General features: G+C 69.5%; 19 protein-coding genes, 1 pseudogene and 2 riboswitches. Of the genes and pseudogenes, 8 read left to right on the plus strand and 12 right to left on the minus strand.

The features are described 5' to 3' along the window. Window positions 1-65 precede the first annotated feature (65 nt). Window positions 66-353, minus strand: a pseudogene (locus TU34_RS24695) (tetrahydrofolate dehydrogenase/cyclohydrolase catalytic domain-containing protein); the annotation flags it as partial. 31 nt (window positions 354-384) lie between these two features. Then, window positions 385-463: riboswitch (ZMP/ZTP riboswitch) on the minus strand. Between the two features lie 145 nt (window positions 464-608). Next, window positions 609-1946: an aminotransferase class V-fold PLP-dependent enzyme gene (locus TU34_RS18745; protein WP_420835199.1), complete on the minus strand. Its 1338-nt coding sequence runs from the start codon at window positions 1944-1946 to the stop codon at window positions 609-611. Continuing rightward, window positions 1930-2045, minus strand: a riboswitch (SAM riboswitch). It overlaps the preceding gene by 17 nt. Window positions 2046-2186: 141 nt before the next feature. On the opposite strand from TU34_RS18745, the gene TU34_RS18750 reads away from it, so the two are divergent. Beyond that, window positions 2187-3287, plus strand: a complete 1101-nt coding sequence (locus TU34_RS18750) for an isochorismate synthase (protein WP_082080431.1) — start codon at window positions 2187-2189, stop codon at window positions 3285-3287. Window positions 3288-3340: 53 nt separating this feature from the next. Here the strand turns inward: TU34_RS18750 and TU34_RS18755 are convergent, their stop codons facing one another. The 4 genes from TU34_RS18755 to TU34_RS18770 form a co-directional block, all read right to left on the minus strand. Beyond that, window positions 3341-3976, minus strand: coding sequence for a DedA family protein (locus tag TU34_RS18755; protein ID WP_045824419.1), 636 nt, complete (start codon window positions 3974-3976; stop codon window positions 3341-3343). Window positions 3977-4000: 24 nt separating this feature from the next. Further along, window positions 4001-5206 carry an O-succinylhomoserine sulfhydrylase gene (locus TU34_RS18760; protein ID WP_045824420.1) on the minus strand — a complete coding sequence of 402 codons (1206 nt, stop codon included), beginning with the start codon at window positions 5204-5206 and terminating at the stop codon, window positions 4001-4003. A gap of 30 nt (window positions 5207-5236) precedes the next feature. After that, entirely contained in the window at window positions 5237-5650 is a 414-nt protein-coding gene (locus TU34_RS18765) for a rhodanese-like domain-containing protein (protein ID WP_045824421.1), read from the minus strand. A 68-nt stretch (window positions 5651-5718) separates the two neighbouring features. Next, window positions 5719-6213, minus strand: a complete 495-nt coding sequence (locus TU34_RS18770) for an Rv0361 family membrane protein (RefSeq protein ID WP_045824422.1) — start codon at window positions 6211-6213, stop codon at window positions 5719-5721. A gap of 94 nt (window positions 6214-6307) precedes the next feature. Between TU34_RS18770 and TU34_RS18775 the strand changes: the two genes are divergently transcribed. The 3 genes from TU34_RS18775 (at window position 6308) to TU34_RS18785 (ending at window position 9385) form a co-directional block, all read left to right on the plus strand. Next, window positions 6308-7318 carry an ABC transporter substrate-binding protein gene (locus TU34_RS18775; protein WP_045824423.1) on the plus strand — a complete coding sequence of 337 codons (1011 nt, stop codon included), beginning with the start codon at window positions 6308-6310 and terminating at the stop codon, window positions 7316-7318. 144 nt (window positions 7319-7462) lie between these two features. Beyond that, complete coding sequence (locus TU34_RS18780; protein WP_045824424.1) at window positions 7463-8842, plus strand: FAD-dependent oxidoreductase; 1380 nt, start codon at window positions 7463-7465, stop codon at window positions 8840-8842. Window positions 8843-9046: 204 nt separating this feature from the next. Further along, the gene (locus TU34_RS18785; RefSeq protein ID WP_045824425.1) at window positions 9047-9385 is read left to right on the plus strand and encodes a GatB/YqeY domain-containing protein; all 339 of its coding nucleotides are present in this window, start codon (window positions 9047-9049) and stop codon (window positions 9383-9385) included. Between the two features lie 129 nt (window positions 9386-9514). On the opposite strand, the gene TU34_RS18790 is transcribed toward TU34_RS18785, so the two are convergent. Then, window positions 9515-9907: a hypothetical protein gene (locus tag TU34_RS18790; RefSeq protein WP_045824426.1), complete on the minus strand. Its 393-nt coding sequence runs from the start codon at window positions 9905-9907 to the stop codon at window positions 9515-9517. Window positions 9908-10127: 220 nt separating this feature from the next. Here TU34_RS18790 and TU34_RS18795 point away from each other — a divergent pair, with 220 nt between their 5' ends. Genes TU34_RS18795 through TU34_RS18805 form a run of 3 tightly spaced genes read left to right on the plus strand, consistent with a single transcriptional unit; the run spans window position 10128 to window position 13107 of the window. Beyond that, window positions 10128-11174, plus strand: a complete 1047-nt coding sequence (locus TU34_RS18795; RefSeq protein WP_082080433.1) for a FecCD family ABC transporter permease — start codon at window positions 10128-10130, stop codon at window positions 11172-11174. Beyond that, the gene (locus TU34_RS18800; protein WP_045824427.1) at window positions 11171-12283 is read left to right on the plus strand and encodes a FecCD family ABC transporter permease; all 1113 of its coding nucleotides are present in this window, start codon (window positions 11171-11173) and stop codon (window positions 12281-12283) included. Before TU34_RS18795 ends, TU34_RS18800 begins: the two co-directional genes overlap by 4 nt. Next, complete coding sequence (locus tag TU34_RS18805; RefSeq protein WP_045824428.1) at window positions 12280-13107, plus strand: ABC transporter ATP-binding protein; 828 nt, start codon at window positions 12280-12282, stop codon at window positions 13105-13107. The genes TU34_RS18800 and TU34_RS18805 overlap by 4 nt, the downstream gene beginning before the upstream one ends. Before the next feature lie 70 nt (window positions 13108-13177). Here the strand turns inward: TU34_RS18805 and TU34_RS18810 are convergent, their stop codons facing one another. Genes TU34_RS18810 through TU34_RS18820 form a run of 3 tightly spaced genes read right to left on the minus strand, consistent with a single transcriptional unit; the run spans window position 13178 to window position 15710 of the window. Next, window positions 13178-13657 (minus strand): DUF456 domain-containing protein, encoded by a 480-nt coding sequence (locus TU34_RS18810; RefSeq protein WP_045824429.1) that lies wholly within the window; start codon window positions 13655-13657, stop codon window positions 13178-13180. Further along, window positions 13658-15361 carry a formate-dependent phosphoribosylglycinamide formyltransferase gene (gene purT / locus TU34_RS18815; protein ID WP_082080434.1) on the minus strand — a complete coding sequence of 568 codons (1704 nt, stop codon included), beginning with the start codon at window positions 15359-15361 and terminating at the stop codon, window positions 13658-13660. It lies immediately after the preceding gene. Between the two features lie 25 nt (window positions 15362-15386). Next, window positions 15387-15710, minus strand: coding sequence for a UBP-type zinc finger domain-containing protein (locus TU34_RS18820; RefSeq protein WP_045824529.1), 324 nt, complete (start codon window positions 15708-15710; stop codon window positions 15387-15389). 136 nt (window positions 15711-15846) lie between these two features. Here TU34_RS18820 and TU34_RS18825 point away from each other — a divergent pair, with 136 nt between their 5' ends. Next, the gene (locus TU34_RS18825; protein ID WP_045824430.1) at window positions 15847-17451 is read left to right on the plus strand and encodes a Na+/H+ antiporter; all 1605 of its coding nucleotides are present in this window, start codon (window positions 15847-15849) and stop codon (window positions 17449-17451) included. 1 nt (window position 17452) lies between these two features. Here TU34_RS18825 and TU34_RS18830 read toward each other — a convergent pair whose 3' ends face one another. Together TU34_RS18830 and TU34_RS18835 are read right to left on the minus strand one after the other, a co-directional pair. Beyond that, entirely contained in the window at window positions 17453-18160 is a 708-nt protein-coding gene (locus tag TU34_RS18830; protein ID WP_045824431.1) for a YoaK family protein, read from the minus strand. 60 nt (window positions 18161-18220) lie between these two features. After that, window positions 18221-19843, minus strand: a complete 1623-nt coding sequence (locus TU34_RS18835) for an adenylate/guanylate cyclase domain-containing protein (RefSeq protein WP_045824432.1) — start codon at window positions 19841-19843, stop codon at window positions 18221-18223. Window positions 19844-19914: the final 71 nt, after the last annotated feature.

Genomic DNA, 19914 nt, shown 5'->3' on the forward strand with positions numbered 1-19914 from the left:
ACGCCATCGACGTCCTTGGCGGGCACGATGGCATCGAACACCTGCCGCTCATCGATGTGGGCAGGCACCGGGTGTTGCACCAGGATCCCGTCGACACCCGGGTCGCGCGACAGGCGATCGACCAGCGCCACCGCGGACTGCGTGGTCGTCGCCTCGGGCACCACGTGTGACACCGAATCGAGGCCACACTCAGCGGCGCGCGCGGCCTTCATGCGGACATAGGTGTGCGACGCGGGATCGTCACCCACCAGAACTGTTGCCAAGACGGGCTTTCTGCCGTGCTCTCGGGCGAACCAGTGGGCCGCCTCGGCGACCGACGCCATTACCTGCGACGCGACTCCGACACCGTTCATCTGGTCTGCGACCACGCGCTCTCCTCTCGAAAGAGGGCACCCAGGCGGACGATGCTCCGTGTGTTGCGCTTCCTGGTGGTATCCCACCTTCGCCAGTCGCGGTGATCCCAGGTTAGCGAAGCCACGCCCGCATGCTCGGCGATCCGTCGCATGCTCGCTGCCCCATCGCATGCTGCCGGGGGCCTGCGAACCGTGCGTGAGCATGCGAGGGGTCAGATCAGATGCGAGCGGTGCACGAGCACGCGAACGGTCAGGTTATGTGCGAGAGACCAGGTCGGCGAGTGCGGCGGTGAGACGGTCGATGTCGTCGGACCCGGTGCCGACACCGAAGCTGACCCGTACCGCCCCTTCGGGATGGCCCAGGTGGTGGAGCAGCGGGTGGGCGCAGAAGCGGCCGTCGCGGACACCGATGCCGTGGGTGTCGTTGAGGTGTTCGGCCACCGCGCGCGGTGAGTGACCGGCGACGGTGAACGCGGCGATACCGACGCGGTCGCGGCTGTCGGACCAGATCGAGAGTCGCCTCACGCCGTCGATCCCGTCGAGCGCGTCGTCGAAACGGGTGCGCAGCCGATGCTCGTGCAGCCCGATCCGCTCGAAACCGAGATCGTCGATCGCGACGCAGGCCGCGGCGATCGCGATGGCGCCCAACACGTTCGGGGTCCCGCCCTCGTGGCGTGCGGGTCCGCTGCGCCAGGCCACCTCGAGAGCGTCATCGGTCGGGGGCACGTCGGCCGTCGCGCCGCCGCCGGCGAGGTAGGGCTCGGCGGCGTCGAGCCAGTCGCCGCGGCCGACGAGGACGCCACATCCGAAGGGCGCGTACAGCTTGTGGCCCGAGAACACGAGGTAGTCGATGCCGTGTCCGGCGACGGTGATCGCGCGATGCGGGGCGAGCTGGGCGGCATCGACGAGGACGCGGGCACCCGCGTCGTGGGCGATGTCGGCGAGCTTCGCCAGGGGCAGCACCTCACCGGTCACTTTCGATGCGCCGGTGACGGCGAGCAGCGCCGCGGGAGCGCGGTGGAGTTCGGCGGCCAACCCGTCGAGCGTTGCTGCGACGGTGGGGCGACAGGTCACCACGCGGCACTTGCGGTCGAGCTCCGGCTTCGCCTTCGTGTCCGCCCCGGAACGCTGCCACGGCAACAGGTTCGCGTGGTGCTCGACATCGAGGACCACGGTGTCGCCGGGGACGGCGCGGGCCAGGAGGTTGATGCCGTCGGTGGTGTTGCGGGTGAAGATCACGTGGTCGTCGGCGCGGGCGCGTACAAAGCCGGCCACGACCGCCCGGGCGTTCTCGTAGCGGGCCGTCGCGAGCTGCGACAGGTGCCCGGCACCGCGGTGCACGCTGGCGTACTGCGGCAACGCCTGGGCGATCTCGGTGGCGACGGCGGTGAGGGCGGGCGCGCTGGCGGCGTAGTCGCCGTTGACGTAGCGCACGCGACCTGCGGCGCAGTCGACGGTCTCGTGCGCACCCACGACGTCGGCGATCGGGTACACCGGCGCGAGGTCGGCGGGGGCAGGTGTGATGTCGGTGACAGACAGGATGGTCCTCGTTCTCGTCAGAGGACTCCGTGCGAGGAGTCCGCGCTTGCTCACGTCCACCTCGGACGCGGCCTGGTCGTCACCCGGAGCACCCCACCGCGGTTGGAGGGTTGCCGGTCAGCAAGCCGGGGCTGTGCGCTGACACTCATGACCTGGCAATGAGACTGACCGCCGACCGCACCCGGTGTCAATCGCGATGTGGCGCGCGACACACCGCGGTGACCTCACGACGACATCGTGGTGGGCGGATTTGCGGTCACGGTGATCGCAAGGCCCGCGGGTAGCGTTGATCGCGTGTCCTTCCATTTGTCCCGCCCGCACGGTTGCGTGCACGCGGGCACCCCGGTGGCGCGGTTCGCCGACGCCGCCGACGCCGTCGACGCGATCGCCCGGGGACGCCGCGACGGCACCCCGGTCGCCGTGGTCGGGGCCATCGCGTTCGACGAGGCCGCACCGGACGCGCTGATGGCCGTCGGCGCCCTCGAGCACCGCGAGCCCGATACCGGCTCGGCCCCGGCGCATGCCGTACCGGTCACCCTCACCGCGACGATCCCGGCACCGGAGGTCCACGTCGCCCGCGTGGCCGCGGTGATCGACCGGATCGCCGCGGGCGCGGCCGACAAGGTGGTGCTCGCCCGAGCCATCGAGTTGGTCGCCGCCGAGCCCCTCGACATCGACGCGGTGGTCGCCGCGCTGGCGGCGGGCAACCACGAACACAACGCCTTTCGGGTCGACCTCTCGGCCGCCGGCGGCGACTTCGTCGGACGCACACTGGTGGGGGCGAGCCCGGAGTCGTTGGTGCACAAGACCGGCGACCGCGTGACGTGCCGCCCGTACGCCGGGTCGGCGCCGCGATCGAGTGACCCGGCGATCGACGCCGCCCGGGCGGCCGCGCTGCTCGACTCGGCGAAGGATCGGCACGAGCACCGGATCGTCGTCGACTATCTGACGTCGGTGTTGGGACCGCTGTGCACGACATTGACGGTGCCCGAGGAGCCGATCCTGCTGAGCACCGGCGAGATGTGGCACCTCGCCACCCCGATCGAGGGTGTACTCCGCGACCCCACGATGACGTCGCTGGATCTCGCGCTGGTCCTGCACCCGACCCCGGCCATCTGCGGCACGCCGAACGCGGCGGCCCGGGATCTGATCCTCGCCACCGAGGAGCCCCGCGACTTCTACGCGGGGGCCGTCGGCTGGTCCGACACCGCCGGCGACGGCGAGTGGATGGTGAGCATCCGCTGCGCCGAGATCGCCGCCGACCGTCGGACTATCCGCGCGTGGTCGGGTGGCGGGGTTGTCGCGCAATCCGATCCCGATGCCGAACTCGCCGAGACCACCGCCAAGTTCGGCACCGTCCTGCGCGCCCTGGGCTGTACCGACCTCCTGGCCTGACCCTCGCGGAGATCACCGGCGACGCGGGCCGACGTTCCTCCGTGGGTGAGCGGTCAGCCGGGTTCGGTGTCGGCGAGGCGGCGATCACGGTGACGGTTGCGCCACCAGGCGATGCCGACGTACACCAGGGCCGCGCCACCGACGACGAGCCCGCCGTAGAGCAGGAGTCGCGCACCGACCGCCGCTCCCACGAGATACCCGATCATGCCGACCGCGATGACCCAGATCAGTCCACCGATGACGTTGGCGGTCAGATACAGCTTCACCGCCATGCGGCTCATCCCGGCGACGAACGGTGTCAGCGTGCGGACGTAGCCCACCCAGCGGGCGGCGATCACCGCGGGGATGCCGCGGTGCTGCACCGCGTGGGCCACCTTGTCCCACCGTTCGGCGCCGATGCGCCGCCCCAGTCTCGACTCGAGCATCCGCGGTCCGAAATGTCGCCCGAGCGTGAAACCTGTTGCGTCACCGGCGATCGCGGCCACACATGCGCCCGCGATCAGCACACCGATGCTGGTGTCGCCGACCGCGGCGGCCACCCCTCCGGTGAGCAGGGCGGTCTCGCCGGGGAGCACGAGACCCACCAGGGCGGCGGACTCGAGAAACACGAGCGCCCACACCAGCAGGTACACGACCCAGGGCGGTGTCGTGGTGATGATCTCGACGATCCAGTCGATGACCGCCTGCATGAGGTGCGTCCCGCGGCGGCGGGTTTAGAGCGCCCGGTCGAGGTCGGCGAGCAGGTCGTCGACGCCCTCGAGGCCCACCGACAGGCGAACGACCCCGTCGGACAGGCCGATCGCCGCCCTGCCCTCGGGCCCCATCGCCCGGTGGGTGGTGGTCGCCGGGTGGGTGATGAGCGACTTCGCGTCACCCAGGTTGTTCGAGATGTCGATGATCTGCAGCCCGTCGAGGACCTCGAACGCGCGCGCCTTGCCGCCGATCCCGGCCGGGTCACTGAGCTCGAAGGTGACCACGGTGCCACCGCCGGTCATCTGCGACGTCGCCAGCTCGTACTGCGGATGTGACTGCAGGAACGGGTATTTGACCCACTTGACGCGCGGATCGTCTTCGAGGAACTGCGCGATGCGCAACGCCGAGCCGACCGCCGCGTCCACACGCAGACGGAGGGTCTCCATGCCCTTGAGCAGGGTCCACGCGTTGAAGGGACTCATCGCGGGTCCGGTGTGCCGCATCAGCGTCTGCACGGGACCGTCGATGTACTCCTTGGAGCCCAACACCGCACCGCCCATCACCCGGCCCTGGCCGTCGATGTGTTTGGTGCCGGAGTACACGACGACGTCGGCGCCGAGATCGTGACCACGCTGCAGGAGCGGCGTGGCGAAGACGTTGTCCAACACCACCTGCGCGCCGGCGGCGTGCGCCATCTCCGACACGCGCGCCACGTCGACGAGGGACTGCATCGGGTTCGACGGTGTCTCGAAGAACACCGCGGTGGTCGGCACCGACAGCGCCTCTTTCCACTGGTCGAGGTCCTCGCCGTCGACGAAGACGGTCTCGACACCCCAGCGGGGCAGGATCTCGTTGCACACCACGAAGCACGATCCGAAGAGACTGCGCCCGGCCACGAGGCGGTCACCGGCCTTCAGCAGTGCACCCAGGGAGACGAACACCGCGGCCATACCGCTGGCGGTGGCGAAGCACGCCTCCGACCCCTCGAGCAGGCGCAGTCGTTCCTGGAACATGGCGACCGTGGGGTTGCCGTAGCGGGAGTAGACGAAGCGTTCGTCCTCACCGGTGAACGCGCGTTCGGCGGCGGCGGCCGAGGAGTACACGTAGCCGGAGTTGAGGAACATCGCCTCGGAGGTCTCGTCGAACTGCGAGCGCATCAGCCCGCCGCGCACCCCGATGGTCTCCGGCGAGACCCCTTCGGGCAGTGGCGATCCCCCGCCGATCACCGTCGTGCGCCCGTCACGACCGACGTCCCGTCACGACTGGCGCCAGGGCAGGCCCTGGGCTTTCCAGCCCACGACGCCGCGTTGGCCGTCGGGACCCAGGCCGCCCTCGAAGCCCTCGGAGATGTTGTAGGCCTGCGCGATCCCGTCGGCGGTCGCGGCCTCGGCGGCACCCACCGAGCGCTGACCCGACCGGCAGAGGAACAGGACCTGCTGGTCGTCGGTCACACCGGCGTCGCGGAGCTGGGAGACGAAGTGCGGGTTGCGCTGCCCGTCGGGGAAGCCGACCCACTCGATCAGCACGACCTGCTTGCCGATCTCGGACAGCTCGGGAATGCCCACGTAGGACCACTCGGCGCGGGTTCGCACGTCGACGAGCACCGCGTCGGCGTCGGAACGGAGGATGTCCCAGGCCTGCTGGGGGGTCAGATCACCTGCGTAGCTCACCTGAGAAGCGTTGCACACACCGCACCCGCCGCGCATCCGGGCACCGCCCCTCTCCCGGGCCGGACGGATCACGGCCCCTTCGCGCCGCAGACCTTCCAGTCCTCGCTGGCCTTCACCAGCGTGATCGGCAGCACCTCGTCCTTCGGGTTCTTGGTGTAGCGCCAGTGCATGTTGGCCGTCGCCGAGGAACCGGTGACCGCGGTCTCGGTGATGTCGGTGATGGTGATGTTCCCGTGCTCGGCGCGGGAGGCCTGGCCGCTCTTCTCGAAGGCCTCGTCGGTCGGGAACGAGGGTTGCAGCAGGTCGGCGGGGCAGCTCAGGGTGCGGAACTGGTCGTAGTTCACCGCGTTCTTGGCCGTGTAGTAGTCGTTGATCGCCCTGGTGACCTTGGCGCTCTCGGTGAGACGTTCGGAACCGGGCTTGATCACGTGGAACAGCGCGATGGTCCCCACCGCGAGAACCACGATCACGACGGCCACGAGGAACGGCCACGCCGCCTTCCACCCGGGGTCGTCGGACGCGCCGGGATCGAGGGAGGGCGAGGGGGTGTCGGTCGAGGCCATGGCAGCGATCCTATCGACGCGGGGGCAAGGGCGGATTTGCCCGGATCGGCTCGCCTCTGCCAATGTGGAGGTGAGGCTATCCTTAGGAGAATCGATGCACCGCCGCGTACTCACCCCGCTCGTCGCCACTGTCACCGCCGTCGGTCTGGCTCTGACCGTGGGGGCCTGCTCGGCCCCCGACGACTCCGCCGCCTCGAGCAGCTCGGTCGCGGCCGAGCCGAGCGCGCTGCCGGTGACGATCGATCACCGCTACGGCACCACCACCATCGACGCCACCGCTGCCCGCATCGCGACGCTGGGACCCGGAGACGGCGACACCCTGCTGGCCCTGGGCATCACCCCGACCACGATGGTCCCGTTCTCCGACCCCACCGAGAAGACCGTGATCGCGCCCTGGAACGAGAAGGCGCTCGAGGGCAAGGAGCCCGTCGTGCTCGGACAGGGGTCCCAGGACCTCTCCTCGGTCATCCCGAAGGCCCTGGCCACCAACCCCGATCTGATCCTTGCCGTGAACAACGCGGTGACCCGGTCGCAGTACGACAACCTCGCGAAGGTCGCCCCGACCGTCGTGCGCCCCGAGCAGTACCAGGACTGGACGGTGCCGTGGACGGCGTCGACCACCGAGATCGGTCGGGCGGTGGGCAAGCCCGCCGAGACCGCGAAGCTCATCAGCGCGACGGAGAAGGAATTCACCGACGCGAAGGCCGCGAACCCGCAGCTGGTCGGTCGCACCGGTGCGGTCGTGATCGGATCGGCCGGCGGGGGCCTGAGCATCTACAGCCCCGGCGACGGTCGCGGCCAGATGCTCACCAACCTGGGCCTCGAGTTCCCGGCGTCGCTGCAGCCGAGCATCACCAACGGGTTCTACGGCTCGATCTCCGACGAGAACCTCGGCCTGCTCGGCGGACTCGACAAACTCGTCGTCGTCGACTGGCAGGGCTCCACCGACGCCCTGCGCGCCAACCCCGCGTTCATGAACCTCGACGTCGTCAAGCGTGGTGACGTGGTGTTCCTCGACCAGGTGACCGGCAGCGCGATGTCGGTGCCGACCGTGCTGACGATCCCGTGGGTGCTGCAGAAGCTGGTGCCGCAGCTCGCGAGCTGACCGGCGAACACCCCAGGTGATCGGCACCATAGGCGATTAGCGCCGGACGTGGGCCGACGCCTACCGTGGTGGGAGATTTTGTTTCGCTGCATGGCCCCGAAAGAATGCGGCCCCAGAAGAACGAACAGAAGGTAAGTCCGAATCATGAGCGCAGACACACGTCCGTTGCGAGTCGCCATCGTCGGCGCGGGACCCGCCGGGATCTATGCGGCCGACGCGCTGATGAAATCCGACACCGCTTCTGAGCGGGGTGTGTCGATCGATCTGTTCGAGCGGATGCCGGCCCCGTTCGGCCTGATCCGCTACGGGGTGGCTCCGGATCATCCGCGGATCAAGGGCATCATCACCGCCCTGCACAAGGTCCTCGACAAGCCGCAGGTCCGGTTGCTGGGCAATGTAGATTACGGCACCGACATCACCCTCGACGACCTGCGCAACTTCTATGACGCGGTGATCTTCTCCACCGGCGCCACCGACGACCGCGGCATGCAGATCCCCGGCATCGACCTCGACGGCTCCTACGGTGCCGCGCAGTTCGTCGCCTGGTACGACGGACACCCCGACTTCTCCCGCACCTGGCCGCTGGAGGCGGAAAAGGTCGCCGTCATCGGCGTCGGCAACGTCGCACTCGACGTCGCACGAGTCCTCGCGAAAACCGGTGACGAGCTGCTGCCCACGGAGATCCCGCCGAACGTCTACGACGGACTCAAGGCCAACAAGGCCGTCGAGGTCCATGTGTTCGGCCGCCGCGGACCCGCCCAGGCCAAGTTCACCCCGCTCGAACTCAAAGAACTCGACCACTCTCCGAACATCGAGGTCATCGTCGACCCCGAGGACATCGACTACGACGAGGGCTCCGCCGTCGCCCGGCGCGGGTCGAAGATCACCGACCAGGTCGCCACGATCATCGAGAACTACGCCATCCGCGAGCCCGGTGACCGCCCCCACAAACTGTTCCTGCACTTCTTCGAGAGCCCCGTGGAGATCCTGGGTGAGGACGGCAAGGTCGTCGGGTTGCGGACCGAACGGACCCAGCTCGACGGGACCGGCAATGTGAAGCCGACCGGCAAGACCACCGACTGGGAGATCGGCGCGGTCTATCGCGCCGTCGGGTACCTGTCGGACAACCTGCCCGCGATCCCGTTCGACGAGCAGGCCGGGGTCATCCCCAACGAGTCGGGCCGGATCTTCGACGAGGGCGAGCATCTGACCGGGTTGTACACCACCGGGTGGGTCAAACGTGGACCGATCGGCCTGATCGGGCACACCAAGGGTGATGCGAACGAGACCGTCGACTGCATCCTCGACGACATGAAGGCCGGCGCCCTCAACACCCCGGCCAGCCCCACCGAGGCCTCGGTCGTCGAGCTCCTCGAATCCCGCAACGTGCCGTTCACCACGTGGGACGGCTGGTACCGACTCGACGAACACGAACGCAAACTCGGCGAAGCCGAAGGCCGCGAACGCATCAAGGTCGTCGAACGCGAAGACATGCTCGCCGCCGCCGAACCCGACAAGGTCTGACGCGGCTCCGCCCCCACCCCGCCGGTTGGGCACGTAACGACCGCAGTTGGGCACGTAAACGCCGCAGTTGGGCACGTAACGACCGCAGTTGGGCACGTAACGACCGCGGTTGGGCACGTAACGACCGCAGTTGGGCATCGGGTGGCGTTCGGGCGACGAAATTCGCTGTCGTCCGGCATCGGTCGGGCGCTAGCGTCTCCCGTCATGCGCTCCACACTTCGACAGGATCTTCGCGCTGCACTGAGGGCCGGTGACCGCACCGCCGTTGCCGCACTGCGTTCGGCCATCGCCGCCATCGACAACGCGCAGGCTCCGTTTGTCGACGACGCCGACCGATCGGGCCCTGCTCGACCGGGCGGTGTCGGTGTGGGCTCCACCGAGATCGACCGTCTCGAGCTCGACGAGAACGAACTCCGGTCGGTGCTGCGAGCGGAGAGGGACGAGAGCCTCACGGCCGCAGCGCAGTTCGATGCCCTGGGCCGACCCGACGCCGCCGCCGCGATGCGGGCCCGCGCCGAGGTGGTCGCGCGCTACCTCGACTGAGTCACCGCCCCAGCTGCCCAACTGCGGGCGTTACCTGCCCAACTGCGGTCGTTACGTGCCCAACTGGCGGACGAGAACGGCGGTGACCCCCGAGGGGATCACCGCCGTCACGTCGGTCGCGGTCGGGACTCAGTTCGTCCAGTAGCCGAAGTTGTCGAACACGTTCTCGCGGATGTCGGAGATCGTGTACCCGGAGATCGACGACGGGAAGCACCCGCGCTGCTTGGTGGTGATGTTCAGGGTCTCACCGGGCTTGAGAGCCGGAGAGAAGCGACGCTGGCCGTTGATCTCCTGCAGCGTCGTGTTGCGCATGGTCACGCCACCGACGTTGCGGGCGGTCATCGAACGGACCAGGGTCGGGACGAACTCGGTGCGGTCGCAGTACACCGCACCGGTGATGCGCAGCTCCGGCGGTGCGACGGCGTTCGCGGGTCCGGCCGCGATCATGCCCGCGGTGCCGATGGCGGCAGCCGCCAGAACCGTGGCCGCCGCGCGTTGTGTCGTCTTGCGTGCGTTCTTCATCGAATCCCACTCTCTCGGCTGGCCCGCTCGTCGTCGAGAGCAGGCGATGTGGACGGCCGGCTCGTCTCCTCGACCGGTCGCTGCTGACAGTTCACTGCCAGGCTGCTGTGTTCCGCCACATCGTCCGTTTCGGTTACCAAATGTTGCGCTTTGGTTATCGAACCCTCCCGGTGGCCGCCGGGACGATCGCCGGCCTACTTAGGCTATCCTTGCCATACTGATGGTCGATATCGAGGAGGGTTCGGCGGCGGTGGTGTCCCCACGCGCGAGGCGCGGTCGCGATCTGACCGTACTGCTGGCCTTCGTGGGACTCCTCGCACTTCTGGCCATCGCGTCGATCGCGATCGGCTCGCGGGCGCTCTCCCCCGGCACGGTCGCCGAGGCCCTGTTCTCCCCGTCGTCGGCCCCCGCCGACGTCGTGGGCATCGTGCGCGACCTCCGCATCCCGCGCACCGTCCTGGGCGTCCTCGTGGGGCTGGCCATCGGTGCGGCCGGTGCGCTGGCCCAGGCCCACACGCGCAACCCCCTCGCCGACCCCGGTCTCCTCGGCGTCAACGCGGGTGCGGCGTGCGCCGTCGTCGCCGGCGTCTACCTGCTGGGGATCACCGCCCCCATCGAGTACATGGGCTTCGGACTGCTCGGGGCGATGATCGCCGCGGGTCTGGTGTTCGGGACCTCGGCACTCACCCGCGGCGCCTCACCGCTGACCCTGGTGCTCGCGGGCACCGGACTGTCGGCGATGTTGCTGGCCATCACCTCCGCGATCGTCCTCACCGACACCGCCTCGCTCGACGCCTGGCGCTTCTGGAACGTCGGATCGGTGGTGGGGCGCGGCTCCGACGTCATCTGGGCCGCGACACCGTTCATCGCCGCCGGCCTCGTACTCGCGATCGGCAGCGGGTTCTTCCTCAACGTGCTGAGCCTCGGCGACGACATGTCGCGGTCGCTGGGGTCGCGCATCGTGACCGTGCGCGTCGTCGGCATCGCGGCCATCACCCTGCTCGCCGGCGCCGCGACCGCCGCGTGCGGCCCGATCGTCTTCCTCGGCCTCGTGGTGCCGCACCTCGCGCGCGCCGTGGTGGGCCCCGACTATCGATGGATCGTGCCGTATTCGGCTGTGCTGGGGGCGATCCTGCTCATCGCCTCCGACGTCATCGGACGTGTCATCGCGCGACCGGCCGAGATCCAGGTGGGCATCGTCCTCGCCGTCGTCGGCGCACCGATGCTCATCAAGCTCGTCCGTTCACGACGTCTGGTGGCCGTATGACCGAGACCCGCAACCGGCCCGCATCGACGCCCGCGTCGGCCTCCGTCACGACGACGGCGACCGTCCGCCGACGCGGTGTGGTGCGCCTCGGGTCGTTGTCGTTCCTGGTGGCGCCGCGGACTGTCATCGTCGGTGTCGTGGTCACCGCGCTGGCGTTGGTGCTGTTCGCCGCGGGCATCGGTGTCGGCGACTACCCGCTCTCGGCGGTCGACGTCGGCCGGATCCTGCTCGGTGGCGGCACCCGCGTGGAGAACGTCATCGTCTTCGACGTCGGCCTGCCCCGCGCGCTGGTGGCGTTGCTCGTCGGTGTCGGGCTCGGGCTGTCGGGCGCGCTCACCCAGACCATCGCCCGTAACCCGCTGGCCACCCCCGATGTCCTGGGCATCACCGCCGGGGCCAGTGCCGCAGCGGTGTTCGGCATCGCGTTCGGGTCGGGCTGGGGCTCGTGGTTCGCCGACGTCGGCACCCCGATCTCCGCGCTCGTCGGTGCGGGCATCGGCGCGCTGCTCATGTACCTGCTCGCCTGGCGCGGCGGCATCGACGCATTCCGGCTCGTCCTCGTCGGTGTCGCCCTCACCTGGGTGTTCCAGGCGCTCGTCGCCTTCGGGCTCACCCGCGCGCGCATCAACGACGTCGGGCGCGCTCAACGGTGGCTCATCGGATCGGTCTCCGACGCCACCTGGGCCTCGGTCACCACGCTCAGCGTCACGCTCGTCGCCGCGGTCATCGCGGTGACGGCCGTCCGACGCGGCAGCGGGGTGCTCGGGCTCGGCGAGGATCTCGCCCGCGGCCTGGGGGTGCGCACCTCGGGTGTCACCGCCGTCGCACTGGTCGTGGCCGTCGTGGTCGCGGCCATCACCGTGTCCGCCGCCGGACCCATCGCCTTCGTCGCGCTGCTCGCACCGCAGATCGCGCTGCGACTCTGTGCCACGCCGGCACCGCCACCGATCATCTCCGGCATCGTCGGCGGCGTCCTCGTGGTCGGCTCGGACCTGCTGTGCCGCAGCCTGTTACCCGCCGGTCTGTCGGTGGGTGTCGTGACCGCGGGCATCGGCGGCCCGTTCCTGATCTATCTGATGATCGCCGTCTCGCGAAAGGCGTCCGCATGACACCCGCTGCCACCACCGACGCCGGGCTCACCTCGGCACGCCTGTCCGCGACCGGCCTCACCGTCGGATACGACGCCGAGCCCGTCATCTCCGGTCTCGACGTCGCCATCCCCGACGGGCAGGTCACCACCGTCGTCGGGCCGAACGGTTGCGGCAAATCGACCCTGCTGCGATCGCTCGCCCGGTTGCTGCGTCCACGGTCGGGGACGGTGCTGCTCGACGGCACCGACATCGCCGGTCAGAAACCGCGCGACGTCGCCCGCACACTCGGTCTGCTCCCGCAGAACCCCATCGCGCCCGAGGGCCTGACGGTGGTCGATCTCGTTGCGCGCGGGCGTCATCCGCATCAGAGCTGGTATCGGCAGTGGTCGGCCGGCGACGAGGAGGCCGTCGCGACGGCGATGGCGATGACCGGCACCGACACCCTCGCCGACCGACCGGTCTCGGCGCTGTCGGGAGGGCAGCGACAGCGGGTGTGGATCGCGCTCACCCTCGCCCAGGAGACCGATCTGCTGCTGCTCGACGAACCGACGACGTTCCTCGATCTGGCACACGCCGTCGACGTGCTCGACCTCGTGCACACACTGTGCGCCGAGCACGGCAAGACGATCGTGATGGTGCTGCACGATCTCAATCTCGCCGCCCGCTACAGCGACCGGTTGATCGTGATGCGCGACGGCAACGTCCTCACCGAGGGATCGCCCACCGACGTGGTGACCCCCGAACTGCTCGAGGCCGCGTTCGGACTGCGGTCGATGGTGCTCACCGACCCGGTGTCGGGCGGTCCGCTCATCGTGCCACTGGGTCGCCCGCACGCCGCCTGACGCAGTCACTGCCCAACCGGCCAGCGTTACGTGCCCAACCAACCGATGTAAACGACGGCCCGACTCGCGGCTAGAGGGCGATGGCGCCCGTGAGCCAGGTGCCGGCCGCGAACAGCGATGCGGTGAGCTCGATCCCGATCGCGACGACCGCGGCGCGGGCCGCGGCGATCGCGCCACGACGTCCGGCGGTGACGCTGCGCGCCGGGGCCCACTCGGCGCCGAACGCGCCGGCGAGGAAGCCGATGGGCAGGCCGATCACCGGGATGACGAAGAACCCGACGATGCCGACGAGACCGCCGATCATGATGGTGCGGTTCGAGATCCCCGACTTCTTCATCGACGAGCCCGCGACGAGGTACTTGAGCACCGCGGCGGCCACGATGAGCGCGACCGCGACCCCGGCGACAGCCCAGGCCCATCCGCCGGCGAAAGCTGCCCACACCACGATCGCCAGTCCCACGAGCGAGGGCCCGGGCAGCATCGGGATCACCGTGCCCACGAGGCCGATGGCAATCACGAGCGCGACGATCAGCTCACCGGCGACCGGCATCTACGTGTCCGCCGGTGTGTTGCGGCCCGACGATGCCGGTTCGCGTGCCTCGGACGCGGTGTCGAACAGGGCGGTCGTCGCCGAGTCGGCGTCGGGCCGATCCTGCTCCCTGTCATCGGATCTCGGTGCCGGCACGTCGTTCTCGTCGACATCGGGTCGCGCCAGCGGGCTGCGCTCGGTGTCGACGCCCACCGACGACACCCCCGGGACGTCGGGCGCCGGGGTCGCCGGTATCCGATCGGTGGTCGGTCCGACGGGCGGACCGTCGAGGACGGATGGGGCGGGAGGCGGTGGGACCGAGACGAATGGGGTGGCCGCGGTGCTGACCGGACGCACCAGTGCTGCAGCGTCGTTCGCGCGACGACGTGCGCCGGCGATGTCGTCGGCCGTGGCCACCACGACCCCCATCCGCCGGCGGGTGTAACTCTCGGGCTTGCCGAACAGGCGTATGTCGGTCTCGGGGATCGTCAGTGCCGCGGCGACGTTCTCGAATCCGATGGCCGCCTCGTCGCGCCCGCCGTAGATGACCGCCGACGCACCCGGGCTGGCCAGGGTGACGTCGACAGGCAGTCCGAGGATGGCGCGGGCGTGCATCTCGAACTCCGAGAGACGCTGGGTCGCCAGTGTCACCAGGCCGGTGTCGTGCGGGCGGGGGCTCACCTCGGAGAAGTAGACGTCATCGCCCTTGACGAACATCTCGACGCCGAAGATGCCTCGGCCGCCCAGCTTTCCGTCGCCCAGCGCGGTGACGATGCGCGCTGCGATCGACATCGCCGCGCCGTGCGCCACCGGGCTCATCGGTTGCGGCTGCCAGCTCTCCACGTAGTCGCCGCGTTCCTGGCGGTGACCGATCGGCGCACAGAAATGGGTGGTGAGGGTGCCGGTCGCGGGATCGACCGCGCGCACGGTGAGCAGGGTGATCTCGTAGTCGAAATCGACGAATCCCTCGACGATCACGCGGCCACCGGCCACGCGTGCACCCGACGCCGCCGTCTCCCACGCCGCGGCGAGATCCTCGGGACCCCGCAGCATCGACTGGCCCTTACCCGACGACGACATCGTCGGTTTCACCAGACACGGGTACCCGACGCGGTCGGCGGCGGCGGTGAGCTGTTCGAGCGAATCGGCGAAGGCATACGCCGACGTCGGCAGGCCCAGCTCGGAGTCGGCGAGGCGACGGATGCCCTCGCGGTTCATGGTCAGCGAGGTGGCGCGGGCGGTGGGGATCACCTCGGTGATGCCGCGACGCTCGGCCTCCTCGAGCGCGGTGGTGGCGATGGCCTCGATCTCGGGCACCACGTAGTCGGGGCGCTGATCCTCGATGAGTCCGAGCAACGCGTCGTGGTCGGTCATGTCCATCACGAAGCCGTGGTGGGCGACCTGATGACCGGGAGCATTGTGATAGCGGTCGACGGCGATCACCTCGACGCCCAGACGCTGGAACGCGATCACGACCTCTTTGCCGAGCTCGCCGGCACCGAGGAGCATCACGCGCGTCGCCGAGGGTGACAGCGGCGTCCCGATCCGCGGCGAGCCGGCGGGCACGGGCCCGATGGCCGCAGGTGGGATCGGCGGGGGCGGGGTGCCGGGCCGCGGCGGAACCGGGCCACGGCCGGTGGGCGGACGCGACACCGGCGGACGAGGAGGCGCACCGGGGACGGGCGCACCGGGGCGCGGGTTGGGTCGCGGGCCGGGGGAGGTCATGGTTCTCTCGTTTCTCGGGCCGGCTCTAGCCGAGCTCGGCGTGCACGTAGCACCAGCGCCATGTCTCGCCCGGCTCGGCCGAGCGCATCACGGGATGCTGCGAGCTCGCGTGGTGGGCGGTCGCGTGCTTACGGGGGCTCGAATCGCAGCACCCGATGTATCCGCAGGTCAGGCACCGACGCAGATGAGCCCAGTGCTCGACGCCCTCGGCCTCGCAGCCCTCGCATTGATCGGGTCGGCCACGCACGGGGTCGCCGGTGGGGTCGGCCGAGGTCGCGAGCAGGTCCGCGCACGCCTCGGGTTCGGGCGTGCCGGAGGCCACATCTGACGGGCCGATCAGTCGGTGCATCACCGATCGTCGTATGGATCGCACCTGCACAGTGTCCCGTATCCGACGGGCATCCGGCCACCTGGTCACCGAACCGGGATCCGCGCGAGGAGTTCTCGTCGAGCGGATCCCGCCAGCCGGGATAGTGTCAGCCCCCATGGACGCCTCGATCCTCGTGGTGGTGGTCGCCGCGCTGGCCGTCGCGGCACTGGCCCGCCGCTACCAGCTCGCCTCACCACTCATCCTGGTGCTCGTCGGTCTGGGCATCAGTTGGATCCCCGGGCTGCCGATCGTGGGCCTCGACCCCGATGTCGTGCTGTTCATCGTCCTGCCGCCGCTGCTCTACTCCGCGGCCCAGGACAGCTCGTATGTGGCGTTGCGCCGCAACATCCGCGCCATCGGCCTGCTGGCCGTGGCACTGCCTCTCGTCACCACCGTGGTCGTCGGGTTCGTCGCGTACTGGTCGCTGCCGCAGCTGCCGTTGGTCGCCGCACTGGTTCTCGGGGCGGTCGTCGCGCCACCCGACGCCGTGTCGGCCACCGCGATCGGCCGTCGGCTCGGACTGCCCCGCAAGGTCACCACGCTGCTCGGCGGCGAGAGCCTGCTCAACGACGCGACCGCACTGACCGCCTACCGGCTCGCACTCGGTGCGGCGGTCGGCGCGACGACGAGCGTATGGGGCGGCATCGCCCTGTTCGCCGAGGCCGCCATCGGTGGTGTCGTGGTGGGACTCGTCCTCGGGGTGGTGGTGTCGAAGATCCGACAGTGGCTCACCGACCCGCCCATGGAGACCGCGCTCGGCATCGTCATCCCCTTCGCCACCTACTTCGTGGCCGAGGAGGTGCACGCCTCGGGTGTGATCGCGGTCGTGGTCGTCGGGCTCTACCTCGGCCAGCGCTCGGCCCGCGAGGGGTTCGCCACCCGTCTGCAGGACAGCGCGGTGTGGCGGTCGATCGACGTGATGCTCGAGTCGTTCGTGTTCCTGCTCATCGGCCTGCAGCTCCCCGAGGTCATCCGCGGTCTGCGCGGGCACTCCGTCGGCGCCATCATCTGGGCGGCCGTCGCCGTTCTCGCCACGGTGATCGTGGTCCGCATGATCTGGATGTTCCCGGCCACCTACCTCCCGCGGATGTTCTCCGCGAAACTGCGCGAACGGGAGAGTGCCCCGCCGGCGGGCGCGGTGTTCGTCGTCGCGTGGTCCGGTATGCGCGGGGTGGTGAGTCTGGCCGCGGCGTTCGCGATCCCGCTGACCACCGAGGACGGCTCGGCGTTCCCCGCCCGCGACGAGATCATCTTCCTCACCTTCGTGGTCACCGTCGGCACACTGCTGCTCCAGGGCACCACCCTGCCGTGGCTCATCCGACGCCTGGGTGTGCAGAGCAACGAGCGACGCTCGGACCTCCTGGCGTTGGCCGCCGCCCAGGATCGGGCCGGCCGGGCCGCCGGTGCCCGGTTGAACGAGTTGGCCGAGGAGATCGACGAGAACGACGCCATGCACGAGCAGGTCGAGATCCTGCGTCGCTGGTTGCGGTCGCGCAAGAACCTGGCGTGGGAGGAGCTCGGTCGTGGTGAGGACGAGCTGGGCGAGAGTCCGACGGTCGCGGTGAACCGCATCCGCACCGAACTGCTGCAGATCCAACGCGAGGTGTTCATCGCCGAACGCGACGCCGGACGCATCGACGACGAGGTGATGCGCCGCGTGCTCAGTCAGCTCGACCTCGCCGAGGGACTCTCCGACCGCCGGTCGCGATCGGGCGAGTGATCTAGCCGAGCAGCGTCTTTCGGTCGGTGTGGAAGAACGTCACCAGCGTCGCCGCGCCACACAGCGCGGCCGCCCCGAAGAGCAGGTAGCCGCTGTCGATGATGGTTCCGACGATGCCGCCGAACACCGCGCCGACGATGAACCCGGCGTAGAGGAGCGCATACCCGAGCCAGTCGTAGACCGTGCCGCCACCGCGGAAGTGACGTTCCATCCCCTGTCCCAGTTTCACCAGTGTCCCGGTGACATAGCTCAGCGGGATCGACACCTCGCCGTTCTTCACGAACGCGGCGTTGAGGGCCCCGACGGAGAACGCGACGATGATGATCGGCCAGTAGGTGACGTTGTTCTCCTTGAACCCGCTGAGCACCAGATCGGTCATCCCGGCGACGAACAGACCGATGGTGGTGAGCACCGTGGTGCCGTGCGGGTGGTTGCTCCAGAAGCGGCGCCGGCAGTACATCGCGACGAACACCCCGGCGACGAACGCGACGATGATGAAGCCCGCGTTCAGGGCGGTGGGGCCGATCACACCCCGCGCGCGGGTCGTCTCGAACCCCTGGAGCGCCATGCGCTCGGTGTTGCCGGTCATGAACGTGACGAAGTAGCCGTCGGAATCGAGAAACGCTGCCGCCCCGATCATCCCGGCCACGGCGGCGAGGACCCACGACAATCGGGCATCGGGTCCGATGGCGTCTTCTCTGCTGATCATGAATACCGAATCTAGGTCACTTCGAGCCTCCCGGCACCACGACCGGGCAGCGTCACAAAGTCAGACCGACGCGGCTGTGGAGGAGTCGACGTCCCCGTCGGTCCTGTCACCCGCGGACTCGGCGTCGCCGGCCGGGGTGGCGGGCGGTGTCGCGGCGAAGACGATCGTCTCCTCGGTGCGGCCCCGCAGGCTCACCGATTCCTGTTCCTCCCAGTGCCCCGACTCGGCGTCGGCCGCACGCACCGCGCGTTCGGACGCGAGCGGTCGGGTCGGGTCGCGCTTGGCGAGTTCGCTCAGGCGGGCCGACTCGTTCACGGCGTCGCCGATGACGGTGTACTCGAAACGCTGGATGGCGCCGACGTTCCCGGCGACCACCGGGCCGTAGCTGACACCGATGCCCGCGCTCAGCTCCGGGACCTCCTGCGCCAGGCGCTGCGAGATCGCTCGGCTCGCCGCGAGCGCCGCGCCCGCGCAGTCGTCGAGGTCGATGGGCGCTCCGAAGACCGCGAGGACGGCGTCGCCCTCGAACTTGTTGACCAGCCCGCTGCGCTCCTCGACCTCCTGCACGATCACCGCGAAGAACCGGTTGAGGATCGAGACGACCTCCGACGGCGAGCGTTCCGAGGCCAGTGTGGTGGAGCCGATGACGTCGACGAAGACCACGGCGACGGTGCGTTCGGTGCCACCGAGTTCGGGGTCGCTGGTGAGTGCCGCCTCGGCGACGTCGCGTCCGACGTGGCGACCGAACAGGTCCTGCAGGCGCTCCCGTTCCCGCAGACCGGTCACCATCGAGTTGAACCCGGCCTGCAGCTCACCCAGCTCGGTGCCGTCGAAGATCACGACCTCGACGTCGGTGTGGCCGTCGCTGACCTTCTTCATGCCCGCGCGCACACTGCGGATCGGGGCGACCACGTGCGTGGTGTTGAGGATGGTGAGCAGCAGCCCGGTGAACAGGGCCGTCGCCACCAGCACGGTGACGCCGGTGAAGATGTCGACCTTGTCGGTCTCGGAGCGGAACAGCGAGAATCCGGTGACGAGGAAGATGCCGACGATGGGGATGCCCGACCCGACCGACCACGAGATCAGCGCGCGGGTCCGCAGGGCGCTGCGCTTGCGGCGCAGTTTCACGTCGGCGTTGATGACCTGCGCCGCGATGGGGCGCAGGGAGAACTCGCTGAGCAGGTACGAGATGGCGCACACCACCGTGCCGGACAGACCCACGACGAAGAAGATCTTCGGGATCAGCGCGGGGTCGAGCACCCCGTAACAGATGGTGAACATGATGATCGCGCCGATCCAGAACGACGCCTGCAGAGCGGTCAGCTTCCAGGGGGTGCGGCGCGCACGGCGCGCCTCCTTGCGGGTGGGTTCGCGGTCTTTGATCGCCCAGCGGAGCTGACGCACGATCAACGTGGTCCCGATGATGACGCCGAAGACCAGCGCGGCGAGAACGTAGATCGGCAGGGCGATGAAGTTGACCCACCAGAACTTCGACTCGAACACCGACGGTTCGGGGATGCCGACGCTGGCCAGCACCACGGCCATGATCGCGCCGATGGTGTTGGAGATGACGATCGACCCGGTCAGCAGGATCTGGATGCGGATGCGCTGTTTGCGCGGGCTGTCGTCGACCGAGCCCAGGATGACCGACCCGAAATCGGCGTTCCGGCGGTTGCGTCCCATGGCTCCCTGTTCCGACGTCCACCGCAGGCATCCGCCGGGGTGGCTTGGGAGCAATCTACCCCGGCGAGGCG

Source organism: Williamsia herbipolensis (genome assembly GCF_000964005.1).
Classification (GTDB): domain Bacteria; phylum Actinomycetota; class Actinomycetes; order Mycobacteriales; family Mycobacteriaceae; genus Williamsia_A; species Williamsia_A herbipolensis.

Coding starts and splice junctions, on each gene's coding strand:
- TU34_RS18755 (WP_045824419.1), bottom strand. CDS start 3,976: ATGCAGGCGGTCATCGACTGGATCGTCGAGATCATCACCACGACACCG.
- TU34_RS18770 (WP_045824422.1), bottom strand. CDS start 6,213: ATGGCCTCGACCGACACCCCCTCGCCCTCCCTCGATCCCGGCGCGTCC.
- TU34_RS18775 (WP_045824423.1), top strand. CDS start 6,308: ATGCACCGCCGCGTACTCACCCCGCTCGTCGCCACTGTCACCGCCGTC.
- TU34_RS18780 (WP_045824424.1), top strand. CDS start 7,463: ATGAGCGCAGACACACGTCCGTTGCGAGTCGCCATCGTCGGCGCGGGA.
- TU34_RS18785 (WP_045824425.1), top strand. CDS start 9,047: ATGCGCTCCACACTTCGACAGGATCTTCGCGCTGCACTGAGGGCCGGT.
- TU34_RS18790 (WP_045824426.1), bottom strand. CDS start 9,907: ATGAAGAACGCACGCAAGACGACACAACGCGCGGCGGCCACGGTTCTG.
- TU34_RS18795 (WP_082080433.1), top strand. CDS start 10,128: ATGGTCGATATCGAGGAGGGTTCGGCGGCGGTGGTGTCCCCACGCGCG.
- TU34_RS18800 (WP_045824427.1), top strand. CDS start 11,171: ATGACCGAGACCCGCAACCGGCCCGCATCGACGCCCGCGTCGGCCTCC.
- TU34_RS18805 (WP_045824428.1), top strand. CDS start 12,280: ATGACACCCGCTGCCACCACCGACGCCGGGCTCACCTCGGCACGCCTG.
- TU34_RS18810 (WP_045824429.1), bottom strand. CDS start 13,657: ATGCCGGTCGCCGGTGAGCTGATCGTCGCGCTCGTGATTGCCATCGGC.
- purT (WP_082080434.1), bottom strand. CDS start 15,361: ATGACCTCCCCCGGCCCGCGACCCAACCCGCGCCCCGGTGCGCCCGTC.
- TU34_RS18820 (WP_045824529.1), bottom strand. CDS start 15,710: ATGCACCGACTGATCGGCCCGTCAGATGTGGCCTCCGGCACGCCCGAA.
- TU34_RS18825 (WP_045824430.1), top strand. CDS start 15,847: ATGGACGCCTCGATCCTCGTGGTGGTGGTCGCCGCGCTGGCCGTCGCG.
- TU34_RS18830 (WP_045824431.1), bottom strand. CDS start 18,160: ATGATCAGCAGAGAAGACGCCATCGGACCCGATGCCCGATTGTCGTGG.
- TU34_RS18835 (WP_045824432.1), bottom strand. CDS start 19,843: ATGGGACGCAACCGCCGGAACGCCGATTTCGGGTCGGTCATCCTGGGC.